Annotated in this window: 21 protein-coding genes; 14 read left to right on the top strand and 7 right to left on the bottom strand. The window is 59.2% G+C overall.

Annotated elements, in window-relative coordinates; all coding sequences use genetic code 11:
- Positions 1-26: 26 nt before the first annotated feature.
- Positions 27-545, bottom strand: a complete 519-nt coding sequence (locus tag ACCC96_RS13770; protein ID WP_258671911.1) for a DUF962 domain-containing protein — start codon at positions 543-545, stop codon at positions 27-29.
- An 84-nt stretch (positions 546-629) separates the two neighbouring features.
- On the opposite strand from ACCC96_RS13770, the gene ACCC96_RS13765 reads away from it, so the two are divergent.
- The 3 genes from ACCC96_RS13765 to ACCC96_RS13755 all read left to right on the top strand — a co-directional run bounded on the left by ACCC96_RS13765 (position 630) and on the right by ACCC96_RS13755 (position 2,276).
- Complete coding sequence (locus ACCC96_RS13765; protein ID WP_413696097.1) at positions 630-1,316, top strand: Crp/Fnr family transcriptional regulator; 687 nt, start codon at positions 630-632, stop codon at positions 1,314-1,316.
- Between the two features lie 71 nt (positions 1,317-1,387).
- A complete protein-coding gene (locus ACCC96_RS13760; protein ID WP_258671915.1) occupies positions 1,388-1,735 on the top strand; it encodes a hypothetical protein in 348 nt (115 codons plus the stop codon).
- Positions 1,736-1,910: 175 nt separating this feature from the next.
- Positions 1,911-2,276: a response regulator gene (locus tag ACCC96_RS13755; RefSeq protein ID WP_019581708.1), complete on the top strand. Its 366-nt coding sequence runs from the start codon at positions 1,911-1,913 to the stop codon at positions 2,274-2,276.
- Positions 2,277-2,343: 67 nt separating this feature from the next.
- Here the strand turns inward: ACCC96_RS13755 and ACCC96_RS13750 are convergent, their stop codons facing one another.
- Entirely contained in the window at positions 2,344-3,348 is a 1,005-nt protein-coding gene (locus ACCC96_RS13750) for an AraC family transcriptional regulator (RefSeq protein WP_413696096.1), read from the bottom strand.
- 100 nt (positions 3,349-3,448) lie between these two features.
- Between ACCC96_RS13750 and ACCC96_RS13745 the strand changes: the two genes are divergently transcribed.
- From ACCC96_RS13745 to ACCC96_RS13695, 11 genes are all read left to right on the top strand, one after another.
- Complete coding sequence (locus ACCC96_RS13745; protein ID WP_413696095.1) at positions 3,449-4,522, top strand: fatty acid desaturase; 1,074 nt, start codon at positions 3,449-3,451, stop codon at positions 4,520-4,522.
- A 378-nt stretch (positions 4,523-4,900) separates the two neighbouring features.
- Positions 4,901-5,482 (top strand): alpha/beta hydrolase, encoded by a 582-nt coding sequence (locus ACCC96_RS13740; protein ID WP_064615794.1) that lies wholly within the window; start codon positions 4,901-4,903, stop codon positions 5,480-5,482.
- A 62-nt stretch (positions 5,483-5,544) separates the two neighbouring features.
- Positions 5,545-6,477, top strand: coding sequence for a sigma 54-interacting transcriptional regulator (locus tag ACCC96_RS13735; RefSeq protein WP_413696094.1), 933 nt, complete (start codon positions 5,545-5,547; stop codon positions 6,475-6,477).
- Positions 6,478-6,739: 262 nt separating this feature from the next.
- A complete protein-coding gene (locus tag ACCC96_RS13730; protein ID WP_007941045.1) occupies positions 6,740-7,522 on the top strand; it encodes a MetQ/NlpA family ABC transporter substrate-binding protein in 783 nt (260 codons plus the stop codon).
- 611 nt (positions 7,523-8,133) lie between these two features.
- Entirely contained in the window at positions 8,134-8,799 is a 666-nt protein-coding gene (locus ACCC96_RS13725) for an amino acid ABC transporter permease (RefSeq protein ID WP_018929351.1), read from the top strand.
- The gene (locus ACCC96_RS13720) at positions 8,780-9,439 is read left to right on the top strand and encodes an amino acid ABC transporter permease (RefSeq protein ID WP_413696093.1); all 660 of its coding nucleotides are present in this window, start codon (positions 8,780-8,782) and stop codon (positions 9,437-9,439) included. Before ACCC96_RS13725 ends, ACCC96_RS13720 begins: the two co-directional genes overlap by 20 nt.
- Complete coding sequence (locus ACCC96_RS13715; protein ID WP_413696092.1) at positions 9,436-10,218, top strand: amino acid ABC transporter ATP-binding protein; 783 nt, start codon at positions 9,436-9,438, stop codon at positions 10,216-10,218. Before ACCC96_RS13720 ends, ACCC96_RS13715 begins: the two co-directional genes overlap by 4 nt.
- Positions 10,215-11,096, top strand: a complete 882-nt coding sequence (locus ACCC96_RS13710; RefSeq protein WP_413696091.1) for a transporter substrate-binding domain-containing protein — start codon at positions 10,215-10,217, stop codon at positions 11,094-11,096. Before ACCC96_RS13715 ends, ACCC96_RS13710 begins: the two co-directional genes overlap by 4 nt.
- A 437-nt stretch (positions 11,097-11,533) precedes the next feature.
- Positions 11,534-12,637, top strand: a complete 1,104-nt coding sequence (locus tag ACCC96_RS13705; protein WP_413696090.1) for an efflux RND transporter periplasmic adaptor subunit — start codon at positions 11,534-11,536, stop codon at positions 12,635-12,637.
- Positions 12,634-13,701: an efflux RND transporter periplasmic adaptor subunit gene (locus ACCC96_RS13700; protein WP_019651526.1), complete on the top strand. Its 1,068-nt coding sequence runs from the start codon at positions 12,634-12,636 to the stop codon at positions 13,699-13,701. Before ACCC96_RS13705 ends, ACCC96_RS13700 begins: the two co-directional genes overlap by 4 nt.
- Entirely contained in the window at positions 13,698-16,751 is a 3,054-nt protein-coding gene (locus tag ACCC96_RS13695; RefSeq protein ID WP_413696089.1) for an efflux RND transporter permease subunit, read from the top strand. The genes ACCC96_RS13700 and ACCC96_RS13695 overlap by 4 nt, the downstream gene beginning before the upstream one ends.
- A 37-nt stretch (positions 16,752-16,788) precedes the next feature.
- On the opposite strand, the gene ACCC96_RS13690 is transcribed toward ACCC96_RS13695, so the two are convergent.
- The 5 genes from ACCC96_RS13690 to ACCC96_RS13670 all read right to left on the bottom strand — a co-directional run bounded on the left by ACCC96_RS13690 (position 16,789) and on the right by ACCC96_RS13670 (position 21,031).
- On the bottom strand, positions 16,789-17,418 hold the full coding sequence (locus ACCC96_RS13690) for a class I SAM-dependent methyltransferase (RefSeq protein ID WP_413696088.1): 630 nt from the start codon (positions 17,416-17,418) through the stop codon (positions 16,789-16,791).
- Between the two features lie 145 nt (positions 17,419-17,563).
- Positions 17,564-17,920: a DUF6124 family protein gene (locus ACCC96_RS13685; RefSeq protein WP_413696087.1), complete on the bottom strand. Its 357-nt coding sequence runs from the start codon at positions 17,918-17,920 to the stop codon at positions 17,564-17,566.
- Between the two features lie 543 nt (positions 17,921-18,463).
- Positions 18,464-19,108, bottom strand: coding sequence for a methionine ABC transporter permease (locus ACCC96_RS13680; RefSeq protein WP_413696086.1), 645 nt, complete (start codon positions 19,106-19,108; stop codon positions 18,464-18,466).
- Positions 19,098-20,219 (bottom strand): methionine ABC transporter ATP-binding protein, encoded by a 1,122-nt coding sequence (locus ACCC96_RS13675; protein WP_413696085.1) that lies wholly within the window; start codon positions 20,217-20,219, stop codon positions 19,098-19,100. Before ACCC96_RS13675 ends, ACCC96_RS13680 begins: the two co-directional genes overlap by 11 nt.
- A 2-nt stretch (positions 20,220-20,221) precedes the next feature.
- On the bottom strand, positions 20,222-21,031 hold the full coding sequence (locus ACCC96_RS13670; RefSeq protein WP_413696084.1) for a MetQ/NlpA family ABC transporter substrate-binding protein: 810 nt from the start codon (positions 21,029-21,031) through the stop codon (positions 20,222-20,224).
- Between the last annotated feature and the right edge of the window lie 37 nt (positions 21,032-21,068).

Genomic DNA, 21,068 nt, shown 5'->3' with positions numbered 1-21,068 from the left:
GCATCAATCCGTTACCGCTCTTTTTCTCAGGCGGCGGAGCGTTGATTGCGCAAGGCCACTGGCCCGGCGCGTTCTTCGATGGCTCGTTTCAGCTCGCCCCGAAGCCCCAGCAGGAAGCCTGCTTCCACCACTACAAACAACGGCCCGACAATCAACCCCGTCACATCATCGACAAACGCCGGTTTGCGCCCCTCGTAATGATGACCGACAAACTGAATCGCCCAGCCCACCACAAACATCCCGATGCCGGCGCCAAGCCAGGCAAATGTGCTTTGCTGCGCAAGCACATGCCCCAGCCAGACCGACAGGCCCAGCAATACCGTCATCAGCACTCCCAGCCGCAGTTCCAGGCGCAGGTAAAACCACGCCGACACCAGTGACACCAGCACTGCCGGTGACAGCCAGCCCCCGGCCCATTGCGGACGCGACAGCAACACCGCGACCGCCACGACGATCAGGGGGATGCCCACGAAGTGGCTGGCGATATTGCGCGGATCACGGTGGTAAGCGGCGTATTGACTGAGATGGTCAACGAGGCTTTTCATTGTTATTCCTCCTGTAGGGTGATTGATGATGCCCCGGGTTCATCTCTCGCTCTGTCAGCCAGGCGACAATCTCCAGGAGTTTTCATGGACATGCAGGTTTGGCGTTCGCGCCTGGATACGGGGCAATGGTTCAGTCATTTACCTGTTTCCTTACAGGATAGTCTGCTGACAATCGCCCGGGTTCGGCGCCTATTGCCGGGGCAACTGCTGTTCAAACGCGGTGATCCGCCGTGCGGGTTGTATGCGGTGCTTGAAGGTTCGGTGCGCATTGGCGCAGTGAGCGAGCAGGGCAAGGAGGCGCTGCTGAGTCTGGTGGAACCGCCGCACTGGTTCGGCGAAATCTGCCTGTTCGATAGTCAGCCGCGAACCCATGATGCCTACGCCGTGGGCCAGTGCATTCTGTTGCACATCCCGCAAACGGCGCTGCTGGCATTACTAGATGAACACCCGGTGTACTGGCGACAACTGGCGTTGTTGATGAGCCACAAACTGCGCCTGACCTTCATCAACCTCGAACAGCTGAGCCTGATGCCGGCCGCGGCGCGCCTGGCCCATCGCTTGCTGATGATCGCCGAGGGCTATGGTGAAATCGACCTGCCGCGCCGCGTTCTGCAACTGCCGCAGGAGCAACTGGCGTCGATGCTGTCGTTGTCGCGCCAGACCACCAACCAGATCCTCAAGGACTTGCAGGGGCAGGGAATACTCGGTCTGGGTTATGGTGAAATTGAGATTCTGGATTTGGAGAAGCTACGGGCTACCTATCAGATATGACAGTAGATAGCTGGAGGTCAGAGGTATAAAAAGAAGATTGTCGAAGACGACAACCAAAGGAGATGGGCACTATGAGCAATATTAACCAAGGCAAAGCAGCTGGTGGTGTAGATCGCACTGAGCTTCCGACCAACAAAAACATTGCTCCACCTGTCGTTGATACTCCGACAAAAAATGATAATGTCAGAAACCCGGTAAAATTCTCCGGAACCGCTCTTCCGGGATGGCAGGTAGTAGTCGTTAAGGTCCCCATTGATGGTACCGAACTCACGTCGGTGGATGCCGGAGTTGATGGTAAATGGTCCAACGACGTTGCTCTTGAGATAGGCAATTACTCAGCCGTTGCATTTCAAACGATGGGCCGAGAAAGGTCGCCATTTACGGATATTTTTGATTTCAAGGTAAGCGACGGTCAGTAAGTCCCTTGTTAACTCGTCCCATCAAGCCGTGACCTGTCGAAAATGAATGGGCGCGGCTTTTACCTCCTTCAATAGAACCACACTCGACAGAACCCCTCAGCCGGAAAAATAAGTTTGTCATGGGCAACTCACTCGAAGGGGCTTAGCCTGTAAGGCTGAATAATCGAGGTGTGCCATGCGTGTGCTGTTAGTGGAAGATGAGCCCGAGACCGCCAGCCTCCTGGCCAAAGGCCTGAGCGAAGCGAGTTATGCGGTGGATGTAGCGCTCAATGGCATGGACGGCCGACGCTTTATCGAATCTGGCGAATATGAATTGATCATCCTCGATGTGATGCTGCCGGGGCTCAACGGCTGGCAGTTGCTGCAGCAAATCCGCAAGCTCGGCGATACGCCGGTGTTGTTGCTCACCACCACGGACGGCATCGAGGACCGGCTGCGCGGGTTGGAGCTGCATGAGGATGATTACCTGCTCAAGCCGTTTACCGTCAGCGAGCTGGTGAAGCGGGTGCGCAAGCTGTTGCGGCGAGATCGGGGGCGGTAGCGGTTTCATTTGGTGTTTGAGAAATTGCTATCGCGGGCCGGAAATCTCAACGCTCCTTGCGGATCTATTACCGCAACCCATCCCGAAACTGTCCCGGCGTCATTCCGGTCCAGCGCTTGAACGCGCGGCTGAAGCTGCTGGTGTCGGCGAATCCCAATAGATAACTGACCTCGCTCAACGAGCATTGCGGGTCGCGCAGGTGCAGCAGCGCCAGGTTTTCCCGACTTTCGTTGAGCAGCGTATCGAACCGACAACCTTCATCCGCCAGGTGCCGTTGCAGGCTGCGCAAACTCAAGTGCAGTGCCTCGGCGATGCGATCGGCCGACGGTTCGCCTTCGGGTAGTTGCTCTTCGATGGCGTCGCGGACCTTGCGCTCCCAGGTCAGGGGCTTGAGTTGCGCCAGGGTGCGTTTGAGTACGGTTTCGTTGTGTTCGGCCAGTTCCGGGTTGGCGTCGTCCAGGTGACTGTCGAAATCCACCAGGGCGAATTCCAGTCGGTCTTCCTCGGCGGCGAAATACACCGGTGAGCGGAACACTTTGTGCCATTGATGCGGGTCGGCAGGTTCCGGACGGCGCAGATAAACCGCCAGCGGCGCGTAGTCACGGCCCAGGCGATTGCGGCAGGTGCGCACGTAGATCGCCGTGAAGGCGTCAATGGCTTCGAAGGCGGGCGCGGGGTTGCCCTGGGGGATTTTCAGGCGGAAACGGTAGCGATCCTCGGCGCGGGTCAGTTCCAGGTCCAGCGCATCGCTGACCACGTGGTGATAACGCACGATGCGCTCGAACACTTCCCGCAGGCTGCCGCTGGCCACCAACGCATACCCGAGCGCATGAAACGTGGTCGGGCTGACAAACCGCGACACCCGCAAGCCAATCGCCGGGTCGCCACTGACCTGCACGGCGATTTCCCACAGGCGCGTGGTGCCGGACAACGGGTAGCGGGCGTTCGGGTCGTCCATCAACCGCGGGTCGAGCCCCGCCTGTCGGCACAGGGCGGTGCTGTCGAGGCCCAGCGCATCGAGCTGCTTGCGCAGGGCGCGGGTCCAGCTGGCGAGGGAGGTCGGTTCAGTCATGTCGATTGGCGCGTCCGGTCAACAGGTTGGCGTTCACGGCTACCGCTGTGTGAAGCATCACAGGGCAGGATGCGAACATCAATAACCAGAGGATGGAAGCATGGACGGTACTTCTGCAAGTCCCCAGCGACTGAATGCAGCACAACGATCAGCGCATATTCGCCAGGTGGTATTGGCCAAGGGCGTCGAGTTGCGTCGGCGCTACCCGATTCTCAACCATCAGGACGCCTTGGGTGCGGGCATCCTGGCCTTCGCCCTGGCCGGGATGATCGGTTCGGCAGTGCTCTATATCAACGGATACATGGCCTGGTGGGCATGCCTGTTGCTCAACGCGTTTTTCGCTTCGTTGACCCATGAACTTGAGCATGACCTGATTCACAGCATGTATTTTCGCAAACAGCGGGTGCCGCATAACCTGATGATGGGCCTGGTGTGGCTGGCGCGGCCGAGCACCATCAATCCGTGGATCCGCCGCCATTTGCACCTCAACCACCACAAGGTGTCCGGCACCGAAGCCGACATGGAAGAGCGGGCGATCACCAACGGTGAGCGCTGGGGTTTTGCGCGGCTGTTGATGGTTGGCGACAACGTGATGTCGGCGTTTATCCGCATGCTGCGGGCCAAGACCTGGGCGCACAAGTTCAGCATCCTCAAGCGCTCCCTGAAAGTTTACGCACCGCTGGCGCTGATGCATTGGGGGGCGTGGTATGTGTTCCTCGGTTTTCACGCCGTCAACGGCATTGCGCATCTGTTGGCTGTGCCCATCGAATGGTCGGCGACGACATTGGCGGTGATGCAAGTGATCGACATCGCTGTCGTGGTGATCATCGGTCCGAACGTGTTGCGCACGTTCTGCCTGCACTTTGTCAGCTCGAACATGCACTACTACGGTGATGTGGAACCGGGGAATGTGATTGAGCAGACTCAGGTTTTGAACCCTTGGTGGCTGTGGCCGTTGCAGGCGTTCTGCTTCAACTTTGGCAGCAGCCACGGGATCCATCATTTTGTGGTGAAAGAGCCGTTTTACATCCGCCAGATGACCGTTCCGGTGGCGCATGAGGTGATGCGGGAGATGGGGGTTCGGTTCAATGATTTCGGGACGTTTGCACGGGCGAACCGATTTGCGCACAAGGCGACCACAGAACCCCGTCAGGTGCATGCCGCCCAGGTTTGAGCAAGGCACCCGGAAACTCAAAGGCGAAAAACGCTCGTCATCAATTTGACCCAAAGGGACGCTACGTTGTGACGCAAGCAGCGAGGGGTCGACGATTGTCGAAGATGATTTGTATATGCTATTTAGGTCTAATAAAGTAATTAAATATTCCTTTATTGGATAACCGATTTCGCCAATCATCGGCTTCAGGATTGTTGATCAGCGCAAACAGATTTTGAGTTTCCGGGGCCGTCTCCTTGGCAGGGTGCGGCCCCTTTTTTATTTCGGGCAAACGCATATTCGATATTGGTCTTAATAAATAGCTTCTTATTCCTTAGCGAATATAACTCTCCTCCCTATACTCGATCAGGAACAGACACACAGCAGGAGAGCTCCCCCATGCGCAACGAATCAATTCGCTACCTGATTGTGCCGGGCTGGCAAGGATCGCCAGAAGATCATTGGCAAACCCACTGGCAGAACAGTCTGCCAAACAGCGCGCGGGTGGAGCAGGCCGATTGGCTGACGCCTCGTCGTGAAGACTGGGTCGCAGCGTTGGCCGAGGCGATTGCCGCCGACAGCACGCCGGTGATCCTGATCGCCCATAGCCTGGGTTGCATCACCGTCGCCCATTGGGCGGCCACCGCGCCGTTGCAATTTTTGCGTCAGGTGCGCGGCGCCTTGCTGGTCGCGCCGGCGGACGTCGAGCGCCCGGCCTGCGCGCCGGCGCTGCGCAACTTTGCGCCGATCCCGACCCATTTATTGCCGTTCCCGAGCCAGGTCGTCAGCTCTGACAACGACGCCGCCGTGAGCGCGCCACGTGCGCTTGAACTGGCGCGTCAGTGGGGCGCCGAGGCGGGGATTTTATCGGGGGCCGGGCACATCAACGTGAAGTCCGGTCACCGGCGCTGGGAGCAGGGTTTTGCGTACCTCTATCGGCTGCAAAACCGCATGGAACAGCACGCCCTGCGCCGCGCTTGAACCTCATTCTTTTTCTTTAAAAATCGCCCCCGCCTCCCGGCGGTTTTGGGCGGGAGTCTGCCATGAGTTTGCATGAAACTTTCGGTCAGCCATTGCTGACCTTTCCCGATGCGGAGAAAAGCCCGCTGAGCATCCGCGCCAAGGCGCTGGTGTTTGTCGATCCGCGTTCCCGGCAATTGCGCCAGGAGCTGGAACAACTGGCGCCACGTTCGATCTCGGTGTTGATTCGCGGTGAAACCGGCAGCGGTAAAGAACTGCTGGCGCGGCACATCCATCGCGCCAGTGATCGTGGCGGGTTGTTCGTGTCCGTCAATTGCGGCGCGATCAGCCCGACTTATGCTGACGCTGAATTGTTCGGCTATGCCGCCGGCAGTTACAGCGGTTCGGCCAGCAGTCGTGCCGGCTGGTTCGGCTCGGCCAACGGCGGCACTTTGTATCTGGACGAGATCGGCGATCTGCCGCTGCCGATCCAGATCAAGTTGCTCGCAGCCCTGGAAAACCACGAAGTTACCCGCGTTGGGGCGCACCACCCGAGCCCGGTGGACGTGCGTCTGGTGGCGGCCACCAGCATCGATCTGGCCCAGGCAGTGGCTGCCGGAAAATTCCATGAGCGGCTTTATCACTACCTCAGCGAGGGCCAGCTCGAACTGCCGGCCTTGCGTGAGCGGGTAGGCGATATTTTGTCGCTGGCCGAATACTTCCTCGGCATCTACAGCCAACGCCTCGACCTGCCGGTGCCACTGATCAGCGAAGCCGCGCAGCATCTGCTGGAGCAACACAGTTGGCCGGGCAACACCCGAGAGCTGGAGAACGTCATTCACTTTGCGCTGCTGGTGAGTACTGGCGATGAAATTTTGCCGGAGCATTTGAATCTGCCCGAGGCGTCTGCATCGTTGCTACAGATCGAGCAGCAACTGAAAAAAATCCTCGGCAGCGGCTCCGCCACCGAAAAAGAGGCCTTGAAACAACTGCTCAAAGACACTGGGCTTTCGTAGGAGCTGGCGCAGCCTGCGATCTTTTGATCTTGATCTTCGATGGCTTTGAAATCGCCAAAATCAAAAGATCGCAGCCTTCGGCAGCTCCTACATCGGGTGCGGCAGTTGTATGAACAAAATGGAATATGAAAGTGAATAAAAGATATTGTTCGGGAATAAAAAATCCCGGTATTGTCCGCGTCACGCCAGCGATAGCACTTCACTGGCACCTAAACATTTAGCCGTCGTCGATGACGACCGTGATTTTCGATAAGGACACTGCATGAAAAAGGTTCTGTTGTTCACCGCATTGGCGGCTGCCCTGACTGCGGGCCTGGCCCAGGCTGGCGAGAAACTGGTGGTTGCGGCGACGCCGATTCCACATGCCGAGATTCTTGAACTGATCAAGCCAACCCTCGCCAAAGAAGGCGTGGACCTGGAGATCAAAGTCTTCACCGACTACGTTCAGCCGAACGTGCAGGTCGACCAGAAGCGTCTGGACGCCAACTACTTCCAGACCCTGCCGTACCTGAAAAGCTTCAACGAAGGCAAAGGCACGAACCTGGTGACTGTGATCGGTGTGCACGTCGAACCGTTCGGCGGCTACTCAAAGAAAGTCAAAACCCTGGCTGAGCTGAAGGACGGCGCAACCATCGCCATCCCGAACGAAGGCAGCAACAGCGGCCGTGCCCTGATCCTGCTGCAGAAGGCTGGCCTGATCGAGTTGAAAGACCCGAAAAACGCTCTGGCCACCCCGAAAGACATCGCCAAGAACCCGCACAATTTCAAGTTCAAGGAACTGGAATCGGCCATGCTGCCGCGTGTTCTGGACCAGGTCGACCTGGACATGATCAACACCAACTACGCGCTGGACGCCGGCCTGAACCCGGCTAAAGACGCGCTGGTGATCGAAGGTGCCGATTCGCCTTACGTGAACTTCCTGGTGGCACGTCCGGACAACAAGGACAGCGTTGCCATCCAGAAACTGGCCAAGGCCCTGACCAGCCCGGAAGTGAAGGCGTTCATCGACAAAAAATACAGTGGCGCGGTACTGCCGGCGTTCTGATTCACCGCAGTCTCGAACCCCTTCAAGGTTTCAAACGCCGACGGCTACTACAGCGTCGGCGTTTTTTATTGGGGTGTGTTTCACCTGTGGCGAGGGAGCTTGCTCCCGCTCGGCTGCGAAGCAGTCGTAAACCCTGCCAGTACATTATGACTGATACACCGCGCTGGATGGGTTGGGTGTCCTTCTGCCTCCAGCGGGAGCAAGCTCCCTCGCCACAGGGAACCTGCTCTCGGTCTAGGCCTCTCTGGCCTTCAACGCCCTGCGCAGCGCCACCAGCAATTTCACGATGTCCTGCGGATCCAGCCGCTGTGGCACGTTTACGTTAGCCATGTTCTCTTCCTTGTGATGGTTCGGCCGGGGGAGTCTGGCCAAAAGCTGCATGTCCTTGGAGGGGTATCTCGAAAAAAAGATCCTTCCTACAGCGCAAAGGAAAATAGCCGTCTCCCGCTGCCGTCGCAAATCCGCAGAATAGTTTTTTGCGTGATATCAATATGCTTTAACGGTATTTAAATTCCTATTTTTATACCTTTAAAGTCGGTGCTTGCCGGGTGGTTATCCACTGCCCATGGACTGCGCCATCGTCGCTTACCGAGCGGCGTACAGGATGTTCAATGACCTTCGATTACGCATTTATCCTCAGCACCCTGCCGGCGTTTCTCAAAGCCGTTGGCGTGACGCTGCAGGTCGGCTTCATCGCCATTGGCACTTCATTGCTGGTGGCGCTGGTCAACGCGACGATTCTGGTGTTTCGCACGCCTTACCTGCAGCGCCTGGTCGGGCTGTATGTGGAGCTGGCGCGTAACACGCCATTGCTGATCCAGTTGTTCTTCGTCTACTTCGCGTTGCCGGCCCTGGGCATCAAAGTCTCGGGCTTCGCCGCAGCGATCATCACCATGACCTTTCTCGGTGGAGCCTACCTCACCGAAGTCCTGCGTGCCGGCGTGGATGCCGTGCCTCAGGCCCAACTTGAGTCCGGTCGTTCAATTGGCTTGTCCCACGGGCAATTGCTGCGCTACGTGATCTTGCCGCAGGCCGGCATCCTCAGCCTGCCGTCACTGTTCGCCAATTTCATTTTCCTGCTCAAGGAAACCACGGTGGTCTCGGCGGTGGCGGTGCCGGAGATTCTCTACACCACCAAGAGCTACATCGCGCTCTATTACAAAACCTACGAAATGCTCGCCGTGCTGACGTTGATCTGCGTGCTGTTGTTTTTGCCGTTGTCGCTGCTGCTCAGCCGTCTGGAAAGGAGGCTCCAGCATGGCCAGTTCGGGTCTTGAGTTGCTTATGGTGTCATTGCCGCAACTGGGCAAGGGCGCCGCGCAAACCTTGTCGATTTCTTTCCTGAGCATCGCCTTCAGCACTATCGGCGGCGTGCTCTATGGCGTGTTGCGCACGCTGAATTCGACGTGGCTCAACGCAATTTTGCGGGTCTATCTGGAACTGTTCCGGGCGATCCCGGTGCTGGTCTGGTTGTATTTGCTGTTCTTCGGCCTGCCGATTTTTTTCGGCCTGAGCATTCCGAGCTTCTGGTGCGCGGTGCTGGTGCTGTCGCTGTGGGGCGCCAGCGAAGTCGGGGAAGTGGTGCGCGGCGCCTTGCATTCGTTACCGCGCGGCCAGCGAGAAGCGGGATTGTCGATTGGCTTGAACGGCCCGCAACTCTACGGCTACGTACTGCTGCCCCAGGCGCTGAAACGCATGACGCCGCCGACCATCAACGTCTACACGCGGATCATCAAGACCAGTTCCCTGGCGGTGCTGATCGGCGTGGTGGACGTGATCAAGGTCGGCCAGCAGATCATCGAGCGCACCTACGAATCGGTACTGATCTATGGCGCGCTGTTTCTGTTTTTCTTTTTCATCTGCTACCCGCTGTCAGCCGCTTCCCGCGTGCTGGAGCGGCGCTGGACGCAAGCATGAGCGCATTGATCGAGTTCAAGGGTTTCAACAAGTTTTTCGGCGAGCAGCAGGTGCTCAACGGCATCGACCTGAAGGTGAAAACGGGCGAAGTGATCGTCATCCTCGGCCCCAGCGGCTGTGGCAAAAGCACCTTGCTGCGCTGCCTCAACGGCCTGGAAGTCGCTCACAGCGGCAGCTTGAATTTTGCCGGGCGTGAGTTGCTGGACAAGGGCACCGACTGGCGCGAAGTGCGTCAGCAGATCGGCATGGTATTCCAGAGTTATCACTTGTTCCCGCACATGAGCGTGCTCGATAACGTGCTGCTTGGCCCGGTGAAAGTGCAGAAGCGCGACCGCCGCGAAGCCTGTGCCCAGGCTGAAGCCTTGCTGGAACGCGTAGGCCTGTTGGACAAGCGCGATGCGTTCCCGCGTCAGCTCTCCGGTGGTCAGCAGCAACGCATCGCCATCGTCCGTTCGCTGTGCATGAATCCCCAGGTCATGCTCTTTGACGAAGTCACAGCAGCCCTCGACCCGGAGATGGTCAAGGAGGTACTCGAAGTGATTCAGGGCCTGACCCGCGAGGGCATGACCCTGCTGATTGTCACCCACGAAATGGCCTTCGCCCGCGCCGTGGCCGACCGCATCGTGTTCATGGACGCCGGGCGCATCCTTGAGCAACACCCCCCCGAGATTTTCTTTACGAACCCGCAAACCGCACGAGCGCAGCAGTTCCTGGAGAAGTTCTCCTTCGTCGCCGCACTACCCAAAACGACTCAAATAAAGGAATTGGAACTGCCATGAAAACTGCCAAGTCTTCTCTGCTGCTACTCCCGCTGTTCGGCCTGGCGCTGTTGGCCGGTTGCAACAAAACCGAAGAACCGGCCAAGCCGAAAGTCGCCAGCGTCAGCAGCGCACCGGCCGGATACCTGGAAAAGATCAAAGCCCGGGACAAGCTGATTGTCGGCGTGTTCACCGACAAACCGCCGTTTGGTTTTGTCGATGAAGCCGGGCACTACGTGGGGTTCGATACCGACATTGGCCGCCAATTCGCCAAGGATCTGTTGGGCGATGAAAACAAAGTCGAGTTCGTGGCGGTGGAGCCGGCGAGCCGGATTCCATTCCTGCAAAGCGACAAGGTTGACCTGATCCTGGCCAACATGACCGTCACCCCGGAGCGCAAGGAAGCGGTGGACTTCACCAACCCGAACCTCAAGGTGGCGGTGCAGGCGCTGGTGCCGCAGGCCAGTTCGGTGAAAAATCTGGATGACCTGGCGACCCGCACGACTATCGTGACCACGGGCACCACAGCCGATGTCTGGCTGACCAAAAATCACCCGGACTGGAAACTGCTGAAGTTCGAGAAAAACTCCGAGTCCCTGCAAGCCCTGGCCAATGGTCGCGGCGACGCCTATGCGCAGGACAATCTGGTGTTGTTCAGCTGGGCCAAACAAAACCCGGGCTACCGTGTACTGGAGCAGAAGTTGGGTGCCGAAGCACCGATCGCCCCGGCGGTGAAGAAGGGCAACATCGAACTGCGTGACTGGGTGAATGCCGAGTTGGCGAAGCTGGGTGAGGATAAATTTTTGCTCAAGCTGTACGACCAGTACGTGCGTAAAGAGCTGAGCGATGACACCAGGCCTGAGAGCGTGATTGTCGAGGGTGGGAAGTGGCAGGGGTGATTTGCTTCAGATAAACGTTTCCACCTGTGGCGAGGGAGCTTGCTCCCGTTCGGTTGCGCAGCAGCCGCAAAACCTATCAATGCGTTACCTCAGACAAACCGCATGCTCAGGTTTAGGGCCGCTGCGCGCCCCAGCGGGAGCAAGCTCCCTCGCCACAGGTGTGGGAACGGTCACTGTGTCTCAGTCAGGCCAGTACCACGCCGGCTCATCCAGCATCCGCTGCCCGACCACCAAATCGGCATCAGGATCACCGCGTTGATGAATTAACATTGTAGGCGCTGCCGAAGGCTGCGATCTTTTGATCTTCCGGCGATATCACGATCGCTAAAGTCAAAAGATCGCGGTCTTCGATTATCGGCGTGGGCGAAGGTGGAACCCTGTTCTAAGCTCACAGTCGTATCGTCACTGGCACGTACGTACAACGCAAAGGAGTCTGCATGGCGGGTCCCGGATTGAAATTAATGGTTGGCCTGAGCATCTTTGCCTTGCTGACCGCCTGTGGCGATAAAAAGCCCGTCGAGAAGGACCGCCCGCGAGTTTTCGTGCAAGAGGTCAAGCCAACCGATTACGCCGCCGCAGTGACACTCACCGGTGATGTTCAGGCCCGAGTCCAGACCGAGTTGTCGTTCCGCGTGGGCGGCAAGATCATCCAGCGCATGGTCGATGTCGGTGACCGGGTGTCGGCCAAACAAGTGCTGGCCAGGCTTGACCCCAAAGACCTGCAAACCAATGTCGATTCGGCCCAGGCCCAGGTGGTTGCCGAACAGGCGCGGGTCAAACAGACTGCCGCCGCCTTCGTTCGCCAGCAAAAACTCCTGCCCAAGGGCTACACCAGCCAGAGCGAATACGACTCCGCCCAAGCGGCCTTGCGCAGCAGCCAGAGCGCATTGAGCGCGGCTCAAGCGCAATTGGCCAACGCCCGCGATCAATTGAGCTACACCGCGTTGATTGCCGATGCGCCAGGCGTGATTACCGCGCGCCAGGCCGAAGTCGGCCAGGTGGTACAAGCCACGGTGCCGATTTTCAGCCTGGCCCGAGATGGCGAGCGTGACGCGGTGTTCAACGTTTACGAATCGCTGCTGGCCGAGCCGCCATCGGACAGATCAATTGTGGTCAGCCTGCTCGACAATCCGAAGATCAAGACCACGGGCACCGTTCGCGAAGTCACACCAGCGGTGTCTGCGCAGACCGGCACGGTGCAAGTCAAAGTCAGCCTCGACAGTCTCCCTGAAGGCATGCAGCTTGGGTCGGTGGTGAGCGCCACGGCCAAGCCAGTGGGCAAAACCGCGGTAGAACTGCCCTGGGCGGCCCTGACCAAAAATCTCAGCGACCCGGCCGTGTGGCTGGTGGACGCCGAGGGCAAGGCGCAGCTGCACACGGTCACCGTCGGCCGTTACCTGACCGGCAAAGTCATTGTTAGCGCTGGCCTCACCGGTGGCGAAAAAGTCGTCACCGCGGGTGGTCAGTTACTGCACCCGGGCGTGCGGGTGGAGGTCGTCGAAAATACCTACGAAACCCCAGCGACAGGAGCCCAACCATGAAACGCCTGTTGCTGTTGTCCGCCGCTGTGCTGCTGGGCGCCTGTTCCAAGGAAGAAGCTCCGCCAGAACCGGTACGGCCGGTGCTGTCCATAGAGGTGAAAGCGCTCAATCAAGAGAACCTCGGCCGGTTCGCCGGCAGCATTCAGGCCCGTTACGAAAGCAACGTCGGGTTCCGTGTGCCGGGGCGTATCGCCAGCCGTAACGTCGATGTCGGCGCCGAAGTACAGAAGGGCGCCTTGCTCGCCACCCTTGACCCCACCGATCAGCAGAACCAGTTGCGCTCGGCTCAAGGGGATCTGGCGCGTGTCCAGGCGCAGCTTATCAACGCCCAGGCCAACGCCCGGCGTCAGCAGGAGTTGTTCAATCGCGGGGTTGGCGCGCAGGCGCAACTGGACATCGCCCAGACCGATCTGAAAACCACCCAGGCGTCCCTCGATCAAGCCAGGGCCGCGGTCAATCAGGCGCAGGACCAACTCAACTACGTTGAACTGCGCACCGATCACAAAGCCATTGTCACCGCGTGGAGCGCCGAAGCCGGGCAAGTGGTGACCGCCGGCCAGCAAGTGGTGACCCTGGCGCAGCCGGACATCAAGGAAGCGGTGATCGACTTGCCCGACACCCTGGTCGATGATTTGCCGGCCGACGTGGTGTTCCAGGTCGCCTCACAGCTGGACCCGAGCATCACCAGCACCGCCATCGTGCGTGAAATCGAACCCCAGGCCCAAAGTGCGACCCGTACCCGTCGCGCCCGCCTGAGCCTGACCGATACGCCGCCGGGTTTTCACCTCGGCACGGCGATCAGCGTGACCCTCAGCTCCGCAATCAAGCCTCGCCTCGAACTGCCGGTGAGTGCGCTGCAAGAGGTCGATGGGAAAACGCGGATCTGGGTCATCGACCCGCAGACGCTAACCGTTGCGCCACGGGACGTCAGCGTGATCAGCCGGACCGATGCCACGGTGGTCCTGGCCAACGGCGTGAACTCTGGCGAGCGGGTGGTCAGTGCCGGTGTGAACAGCCTCAAACCGGGGCAGAAAGTGAAAATCGACGAGGGCAGCCCGCAATGAAAGGGAGTTTCAACTTATCCGAGTGGGCCCTCAAGCATCAGTCGTTTGTCTGGTATTTGATGTTCGTCGCGCTGCTGATGGGCGTGTTCTCGTACCTGAACCTGGGGCGCGAAGAAGACCCGTCGTTCACCATTAAAACCATGGTGATCCAGACCCGTTGGCCCGGTGCGACTCAGGAAGAAACCCTCAAACAGGTCACTGACCGGATCGAGAAAAAACTCGAAGAACTCGACTCGCTCGATTACGTGAAAAGCTACACCCGTCCCGGCGAATCGACGGTCTTCGTTAACCTGCTCGACACCACCAACGCCAAGGACATTCCGCAAATCTGGTACCAGGTGCGCAAGAAGATCAACGACATCCGCGGCGACTTCCCGCAAGGCCTGCAAGGGCCGGGCTTCAACGATGAGTTCGGCGACGTGTTCGGTTCGGTGTATGCCTTTACCTCTGACGGCCTGTCGATGCGCCAGCTACGCGATTACGTGGAACAGGTGCGTGCCGAAATTCGTGAAGTGCCAGGGTTGGGCAAGGTCGAAATGATCGGCGAGCAGGATGAAGTGCTGTACCTGAACTTCTCCACCCGCAAACTCGCCGCCCTCGGCATCGATCAGCGCCAGGTGGTGCAGAGCCTGCAATCACAGAATGCCGTGACCCCGGCGGGAGTGATCGAGGCCGGCCCTGAGCGGATTTCGGTGCGGACCTCGGGGCAGTTTGCCTCTGAGAAAGACCTGGCCAACGTCAACCTGAAGCTCAACGACCGCTTCTACCGACTGGCCGACATCGCCGACATCAGCCGTGGCTATGTCGATCCGGCCACCCCGGAGTTTCGTTTCAACGGCCAGCCGGCCATCGGCCTGGCAATCGCCATGAAGAAGGGCGGCAACATCCAGGCATTTGGCAAGGCGCTGCATCTGCGCATGAACGAGCTGACGGCCGACCTGCCGGTGGGCGTTGGCGTGCACAACGTTTCCGATCAGGCCGAAGTGGTGGAAGAAGCGGTCGGCGGTTTCACCAGTGCGTTGTTCGAGGCCGTGGTGATCGTGCTGATCGTCAGCTTCGTCAGCCTTGGCGTGCGCGCCGGGCTGGTGGTGGCATGTTCGATTCCGTTGGTGCTGGCGATGGTCTTCCTCTTCATGGAATACAGTGGCATCACCATGCAGCGGATTTCCCTCGGAGCGCTGATCATCGCCCTCGGCCTGCTGGTGGACGACGCGATGATCACGGTCGAGATGATGGTCACGCGCCTGGAAATGGGCGAAACCAAAGAGCAAGCGGCGACCTTCGCCTACACCTCGACCGCATTTCCGATGCTCACCGGCACGCTGGTTACCGTCGCCGGTTTCGTGCCGATCGGCTTGAACGCGAGCTCCGCCGGTGAGTACACCTTCACGCTGTTCGCGGTGATCGCGGTGGCCATGTTGGTGTCATGGATCGTCGCCGTGCTGTTCGCCCCGGTACTCGGTGTGCATATTCTGAGCACCAATGTGAAACCGCATGACGCAGAGCCAGGGCGCATCGGTCGGGCATTTAATGGCGGCCTGCTCTGGGCCATGCGCAATCGCTGGTGGGCCATCGGCATCACCGTGGCGCTGTTTGTGCTCTCGGTGTTTTCCATGCAGTTCGTGCAGAACCAGTTCTTCCCGTCCTCGGACCGCCCGGAAATTCTCGTCGACCTGAACCTGCCGCAAAACGCCTCGATCGCCGAAACCCGCAAAGCCGTGGACAAGCTCGAAGCGACGCTCAAGGGCGACCCGGACATCGTGCGCTGGAGCACCTACATCGGCGAAGGCGCGATCCGTTTCTACCTGCCCCTCGACCAGCAATTGCAGAACCCGTACTACGCGCAACTGGTGATCGTCAGCAAGGGCCTGGAGTCACGCACGGCGCTGACTGCTCGTTTGCAAAAGCGCTTGCGTGAAGAGTTCGTCGGCATCGGCAGTTACGTCCAGGCCCTGGAAATGGGCCCGCCGGTGGGGCGTCCGATTCAATATCGGGTCAGCGGTAAAGACATCGATCAAGTGCGCAAGCACGCGATCGCCCTGGCCACTGAACTGGATAAAAACCCGCATATCGGCGAGATCATTTACGACTGGAACGAGCCGGGCAAAGTGCTGCGCATCGACATCGCGCAAGACAAGGCGCGGCAACTGGGGCTGTCGTCGGAAGACGTGGCGAACCTGATGAACAGCATCGTCGTCGGCTCGCCGGTGACGCAGGTCGATGATGATATCTACCTGATCAACGTGGTCGGCCGCGCTGAAGATGCCGAGCGCGGCAGCCCGGAAACCTTGCAGAACTTGCAGATCGTCACCCCCGGCGGCACTTCGATTCCGCTGCTGGCGTTTGCCACGGTGCGCTACGAGCTGGAGCAACCGCTGGTATGGCGTCGTGACCGCAAACCGACCATTACCATCAAGGCTGCGGTGCGCGACGAGATTCAGCCGACCGACCTGGTGAAGCAGTTGCAACCGGACATCGACAAGTTCGCCGCCGGTTTGCCGGTGGGCTACAAAGTCGCCACTGGCGGCACGGTGGAGGAAAGCGGCAAGGCCCAGGGGCCGATTGCCAAGGTCGTGCCGTTGATGCTGTTTTTGATGGCGACCTTCCTGATGATCCAGTTGCACAGCGTGCAGAAGCTGTTCCTGGTGGCCAGCGTCGCGCCGCTCGGCTTGATCGGCGTGGTGCTGGCGCTGATTCCGACCGGCACGCCCATGGGATTCGTGGCGATCCTCGGGATTCTGGCGCTGATCGGCATCATCATCCGCAACTCGGTGATTCTGGTGACCCAAATCGATTCTTTCGAGAAGAGCGGTTATACGCCGTGGGACGCGGTGGTGCAGGCCACGGAACATCGGCGTCGGCCGATTTTGTTGACGGCAGCGGCGGCGAGCATGGGGATGATCCCGATTGCCCGCGAAGTGTTCTGGGGGCCGATGGCCTACGCGATGATTGGCGGGATAATCATCGCGACGTTGCTGACGCTGCTGTTTTTGCCGGCGCTGTATGTGGCCTGGTACAAAGTTCAGGAGCCGAAGAAACAAGCTACGTAATGATCGTTCCCACGCAGAGCGTGGGAACGATCAACGATCAGTCGGCTCGACGCCAAACGCTGGCCAACCAAGGCTGCTGCTCCCGCGGCAGCCCCGCTGGCCGGTAGTAATGCTCCAGCTCCACAAACCCCGCTTCGGTCAGCATTTCCTGCCACACCTGAAGATCGTAATACGCGCCATACCGCGGCCCGTTCCAGCCTTCCTGATTCTCGCCACGCGGATTGGAACTGAACAACACGCCGCCCGGTTTCAACGCCTCGCGCAACTGCTTCAACACCCGCGGCAATTCCTGGCTCGGCACATGAAACAGCACCGCATTGGCAAATATCCCGTCAAACCGCTCGGCCGGCAGATCGAGTTTCAGAAAGTCCTGCTGCCAGACCTCGCAACCACTGTCGTCCCGGGCCATCTGCGCAAGCTTTTCCGAACCGTCGAGCCCGATGGCGATGTGGCCCAGGCGGGTGAAGGTTTTCAGGTCACGGCCAGGGCCACAGCCAAAGTCGAGAATGCTGAACGGCGCCTTACTCTGGATGTGCCGTAGCAGGGCATCGATGTTCTGGCTGACATCGTGATCGCGAGTGCCTTCACGGAAGTCTTCGGCCACCGCGTTGTAATGGCCCAGGGTGGTGGAGGTGATCTGCTCCAGGTCGGCGGGAGTCTGTTTCATGGTCGGCTGCACAGAAAAAGAGAGAAGCACTGACTATAAGCGCTTTCGCGCTTTAAAAGATCGCAGCCTGCGGCAGCTCCTACGGGAGCGGCACATGGCGCGGTTCTGTAGGAGCTGCCGAAGGCTGCGATCTTTTGATCTTGACTCAGCTCTGCTTCATCCCCAGACATTCGATGGACCGATCAACCATCGCCTTGGCGATCTCCAGCAAATGCCAAATGGAAAATACCAATGCCCTGTCGGAGCCTTTGAGGTGGTCACCACACTGATAAGCCGTGGCCGACGCACAGCGCAACAGATCCGCCACATAGAGCTGGGCGTCTTCGAAGCTCACGTCTTTGCTGACGTTGTAGAAGCGCAGTTCATCCGGGGCCGAAGGTTGCTTGCCGGTGAGGTGGAAATCGATCGCACGGTAAAGCGCGGAACGGTCCTTGAGCAGGTCGTCGGTAAAGGCTTTGTTGGAGGATGTGTCGGGAGGTGGATCGGGGATGGATCTTTCCATGAGTGTTGCTCCTATTGCTGCATGGGAGCCGTCACTTTTCGCCTACTAAACGATGGGGTGGCGGCTGTACGCAGGTTAGTAGGCCGGTCAATAGGAAAACCGGTGCACCCGAAGGTGCCCTACGCACAGCCACCATATTCAGCATCCGACAAAAAGTGCCAGACATGAGCATGAACCGCTATGCGCCTATTGATCCGGGCTACTAAACCCGATCACTGATGAGCAGTGACGAACCGAGACTAGCCACTCGATTTGGAAGGCGCAAGCGAGCGGAATGATCTAGGAAATGTCCTGCAAATGAAAGGGATCTGGCCTGCTGGCACCTTGATTTTCCTGTGAGAAAATTTCCCTTCTGGAGTGGGTCATTAACTGTGGCAGCGGTGCTTTTGTGGCGAGGGAGCTTGCTCCCGCTGGGCTGCGAAGCAGCCCCAAAGCCATTCCATGAGGTGGGTCAGATAAACCGGGGTGGCAGGTTTTGCGATTGCTGCGCAATCGAGCGGGAGCAAGCTCCCTCGCCACAAAAGCCTGCGACCTCCACCATGCTTAGCGCTTGTTGAGGCCCCGCGCCAACCGATCCCCACCCAACTGAATCACCGCCACCAACACCACCAGCAACACAATCACCGTCAACATGATCTGGCTGTCAAAGCGCTGATACCCATATCGATAAGCAATGTCGCCCAACCCACCAGCGCCAATCGCCCCGGCCATGGCCGAGGAGTTGATCATGGTCACCAAGGTAATGGTGAAGCCACCGACGATCCCCGGCAGCGCCTCGGGCAACAGCACATGCCAGACGATATGCCAACGCCGGCACCCCATCGCTTGCGCCGCTTCGATCAACCCGTGGTCGACTTCCCGCAGGCTGACTTCGGCGATGCGCGCGAAGAACGGTGTGGCGGCGATGGTCAGCGGCACCACCGCCGCCCAAACGCCATAGGTGGTGCCGACGATCAACCGGGTGAACGGAATCAGCGCCACCATCAAAATCAGAAACGGAATCGAGCGGAACAGGTTCACGAACGCGCCCAGTGCGCGGTTCAGCGCCGGTGCTTCGTAGATCCCGCCCTTGGTGCTGGTGACCAGGATCACCGCCAGCGGAATGCCCACCAACAGCGCGATCAGTGACGACACGCCGACCATCAGGAAGGTATCGATGAAACCTTGCAGAAATCGATCAAACCACATAACCCAGCACCTCCACCTGTTGCGCCCAATGACTGGCGCGCTGACGCAATTCCTCGGCGCCGAGGGACGAACCGGTCACCGCCAGCAGCAATTGCCCCAGCGCGTGGCCCTGAATCCGCTCCACGCCCCCTTGCAGCAAACGCACGCGGCCACCGAGGGCGCTGAACAGCGCCGCCAGGTCTGGCTCGTCGCGGGTATTGCCGGTGAATTGCAAACGCAGCACCAGGGCGGCGTCCGAAGACTGCGGCTGTGCCCGCAAGCGGCTTTGCAGTTCTTCCGGCAGACCGTGTTGCAGCGGCGCGAGCAAGGTCTTGCTGACCTCATGTTGCGGGTTGCCGAAGACTTCCCAGACCGGCCCTTGTTCGACGATTCGCCCGTGCTCCAACACCACGACCCGATCGCAGATATCGCGGATCACCGCCATCTCATGGGTGATCAGCACGATGGTCAGGCCCAGGCGCTGATTGATCTCGCGCAACAGGCCGAGGATCGATTGGGTGGTCTCCGGATCAAGGGCCGAAGTCGCCTCGTCGCACAGCAGAATTTCCGGGTCATGCACCAACGCACGGGCGATGCCGACACGTTGTTTCTGCCCGCCGGAAAGCTGCGCCGGATACGCCTTGTGTTTGCCTTGCAGGCCGACCAGTTCCAGCAATTCACGGACCTTCTGCTCGCGTTTTTCCTTGGGCACACCGGCGACTTTCAGCGGCAACTCGACGTTCTGCCAAACCGTCTTGGCCGACATCAGATTGAAGTGCTGGAAGATCATGCCGATCCGTCTGCGCAGCGCCACCAGGCGGTCTTCATCGAACTCGCCGATGTCCACTTGATCGATCAGCACTCGCCCGCTGCTCGGTTGTTCGAGACGATTGATGGTGCGGATCAGCGACGACTTGCCGGCACCGCTGCGCCCGATGATGCCGAACACTTCACCGCGCTGGATCGCCAGGTCGATACCGTGCAGGGCCGCCACCGGACCTTGCTGGCCGTTGTAGGTTTTGCCCAGGCCGATGAAGCGCACGTGGGCGCGGTTCAGCTCGGGGGGCAACTCGGTACGTTCAGCACTTGATGGCTCTGGAATCTCCAGTCGCCGTTGGATGGCGGCCGTCATGCTCAGCTTTCCCAACCGGCTTGATAGAGCTTGCCGTGGGTCTTGTCCAGCGCTGCGCGAACCGCTGGTGAGTGCTGATAGATGTCGACGAATTTGATCAGGCGCGGGTCGGTTTTACTTTTCGGCTGGATCACGAACTGGATCACGTATTCCTTGTGATCGAGACCATCGAACAGCAGCGCGGAGCTGGCATCGAAGGTTTTCGACAGGCGAATGTAGGCCGGGTAACCCTGGACCAGATCGGCGTCGTCATAGGCGCGTACCAGTTGCACGGCTTCGACCTGGAGGATTTTGATTTTCTTCGGGTTGGCGATGATGTCTTCTTCGGTGGCCTTGTAGCCGACGCCCTGTTTGAGCGTGATCAGGCCGGCCTTGGCCAGCAGTTGCAGGCCGCGACCGCTATTGATCGGGTCGTTGGCGATGGCGACGCTGGCGCCTTCTGGCAACTCGTCGAAGCTTTTGTATTTCTTCGAATAGAGGCCGACGTTGTTGATGATGCCCGGGGCGAACGGCACCAGGTCAAAACCGGCGGCGGCCTTTGCATTTTCCAGGAACGGGATGTGCTGGAAGTAGTTCACGTCGATGTCGCCCGAGGCGAGGCTGACGTTGGGAGCGATCCAGTCGCTGAACTCCACGAGTTCGACTTTCAGGCCTTGTTTGTTGGCTTCTTCTACGGCGGCCTCCAGGGGAATGGCGAAGGCGGCGGTGGTGCCGACCTTCAACGGCGCGTCGGCGGCGAAGGTGACGGAGCTGAAGAGGCCGAGGGCCAGGGCCAGTGCTTTGACTGGGTGGGATAAGAGTTTTTTGGTCATGATGATTTTCCAGTCAATTGTTTAATGTGCATGCTTT

This window comes from Pseudomonas sp. Pseusp11 (genome assembly GCF_047304405.1).
Taxonomy (GTDB): Bacteria; Pseudomonadota; Gammaproteobacteria; order Pseudomonadales; family Pseudomonadaceae; genus Aquipseudomonas.
Note: the sequence above shows the minus strand (reverse complement) of the source record. Positions and strands in the feature narration are given on the sequence as shown.

Excerpts from the sequence above, each read along its gene's own strand:
- ACCC96_RS13680 (WP_413696086.1), bottom strand. The coding sequence starts at position 19,108 with ATGTGGTTTGATCGATTTCTGCAAGGTTTCATCGATACCTTCCTGATG.
- ACCC96_RS13770 (WP_258671911.1), bottom strand. The coding sequence starts at position 545 with ATGAAAAGCCTCGTTGACCATCTCAGTCAATACGCCGCTTACCACCGT.
- ACCC96_RS13695 (WP_413696089.1), top strand. The coding sequence starts at position 13,698 with ATGAAAGGGAGTTTCAACTTATCCGAGTGGGCCCTCAAGCATCAGTCG.
- ACCC96_RS13730 (WP_007941045.1), top strand. The coding sequence starts at position 6,740 with ATGAAAAAGGTTCTGTTGTTCACCGCATTGGCGGCTGCCCTGACTGCG.
- ACCC96_RS13725 (WP_018929351.1), top strand. The coding sequence starts at position 8,134 with ATGACCTTCGATTACGCATTTATCCTCAGCACCCTGCCGGCGTTTCTC.
- ACCC96_RS13705 (WP_413696090.1), top strand. The coding sequence starts at position 11,534 with ATGGCGGGTCCCGGATTGAAATTAATGGTTGGCCTGAGCATCTTTGCC.
- ACCC96_RS13700 (WP_019651526.1), top strand. The coding sequence starts at position 12,634 with ATGAAACGCCTGTTGCTGTTGTCCGCCGCTGTGCTGCTGGGCGCCTGT.
- ACCC96_RS13675 (WP_413696085.1), bottom strand. The coding sequence starts at position 20,219 with ATGACGGCCGCCATCCAACGGCGACTGGAGATTCCAGAGCCATCAAGT.
- ACCC96_RS13710 (WP_413696091.1), top strand. The coding sequence starts at position 10,215 with ATGAAAACTGCCAAGTCTTCTCTGCTGCTACTCCCGCTGTTCGGCCTG.
- ACCC96_RS13735 (WP_413696094.1), top strand. The coding sequence starts at position 5,545 with ATGAGTTTGCATGAAACTTTCGGTCAGCCATTGCTGACCTTTCCCGAT.
- ACCC96_RS13715 (WP_413696092.1), top strand. The coding sequence starts at position 9,436 with ATGAGCGCATTGATCGAGTTCAAGGGTTTCAACAAGTTTTTCGGCGAG.
- ACCC96_RS13755 (WP_019581708.1), top strand. The coding sequence starts at position 1,911 with ATGCGTGTGCTGTTAGTGGAAGATGAGCCCGAGACCGCCAGCCTCCTG.
- ACCC96_RS13690 (WP_413696088.1), bottom strand. The coding sequence starts at position 17,418 with ATGAAACAGACTCCCGCCGACCTGGAGCAGATCACCTCCACCACCCTG.
- ACCC96_RS13685 (WP_413696087.1), bottom strand. The coding sequence starts at position 17,920 with ATGGAAAGATCCATCCCCGATCCACCTCCCGACACATCCTCCAACAAA.
- ACCC96_RS13745 (WP_413696095.1), top strand. The coding sequence starts at position 3,449 with ATGGACGGTACTTCTGCAAGTCCCCAGCGACTGAATGCAGCACAACGA.
- ACCC96_RS13765 (WP_413696097.1), top strand. The coding sequence starts at position 630 with ATGGACATGCAGGTTTGGCGTTCGCGCCTGGATACGGGGCAATGGTTC.
- ACCC96_RS13740 (WP_064615794.1), top strand. The coding sequence starts at position 4,901 with ATGCGCAACGAATCAATTCGCTACCTGATTGTGCCGGGCTGGCAAGGA.
- ACCC96_RS13750 (WP_413696096.1), bottom strand. The coding sequence starts at position 3,348 with ATGACTGAACCGACCTCCCTCGCCAGCTGGACCCGCGCCCTGCGCAAG.
- ACCC96_RS13760 (WP_258671915.1), top strand. The coding sequence starts at position 1,388 with ATGAGCAATATTAACCAAGGCAAAGCAGCTGGTGGTGTAGATCGCACT.
- ACCC96_RS13670 (WP_413696084.1), bottom strand. The coding sequence starts at position 21,031 with ATGACCAAAAAACTCTTATCCCACCCAGTCAAAGCACTGGCCCTGGCC.
- ACCC96_RS13720 (WP_413696093.1), top strand. The coding sequence starts at position 8,780 with ATGGCCAGTTCGGGTCTTGAGTTGCTTATGGTGTCATTGCCGCAACTG.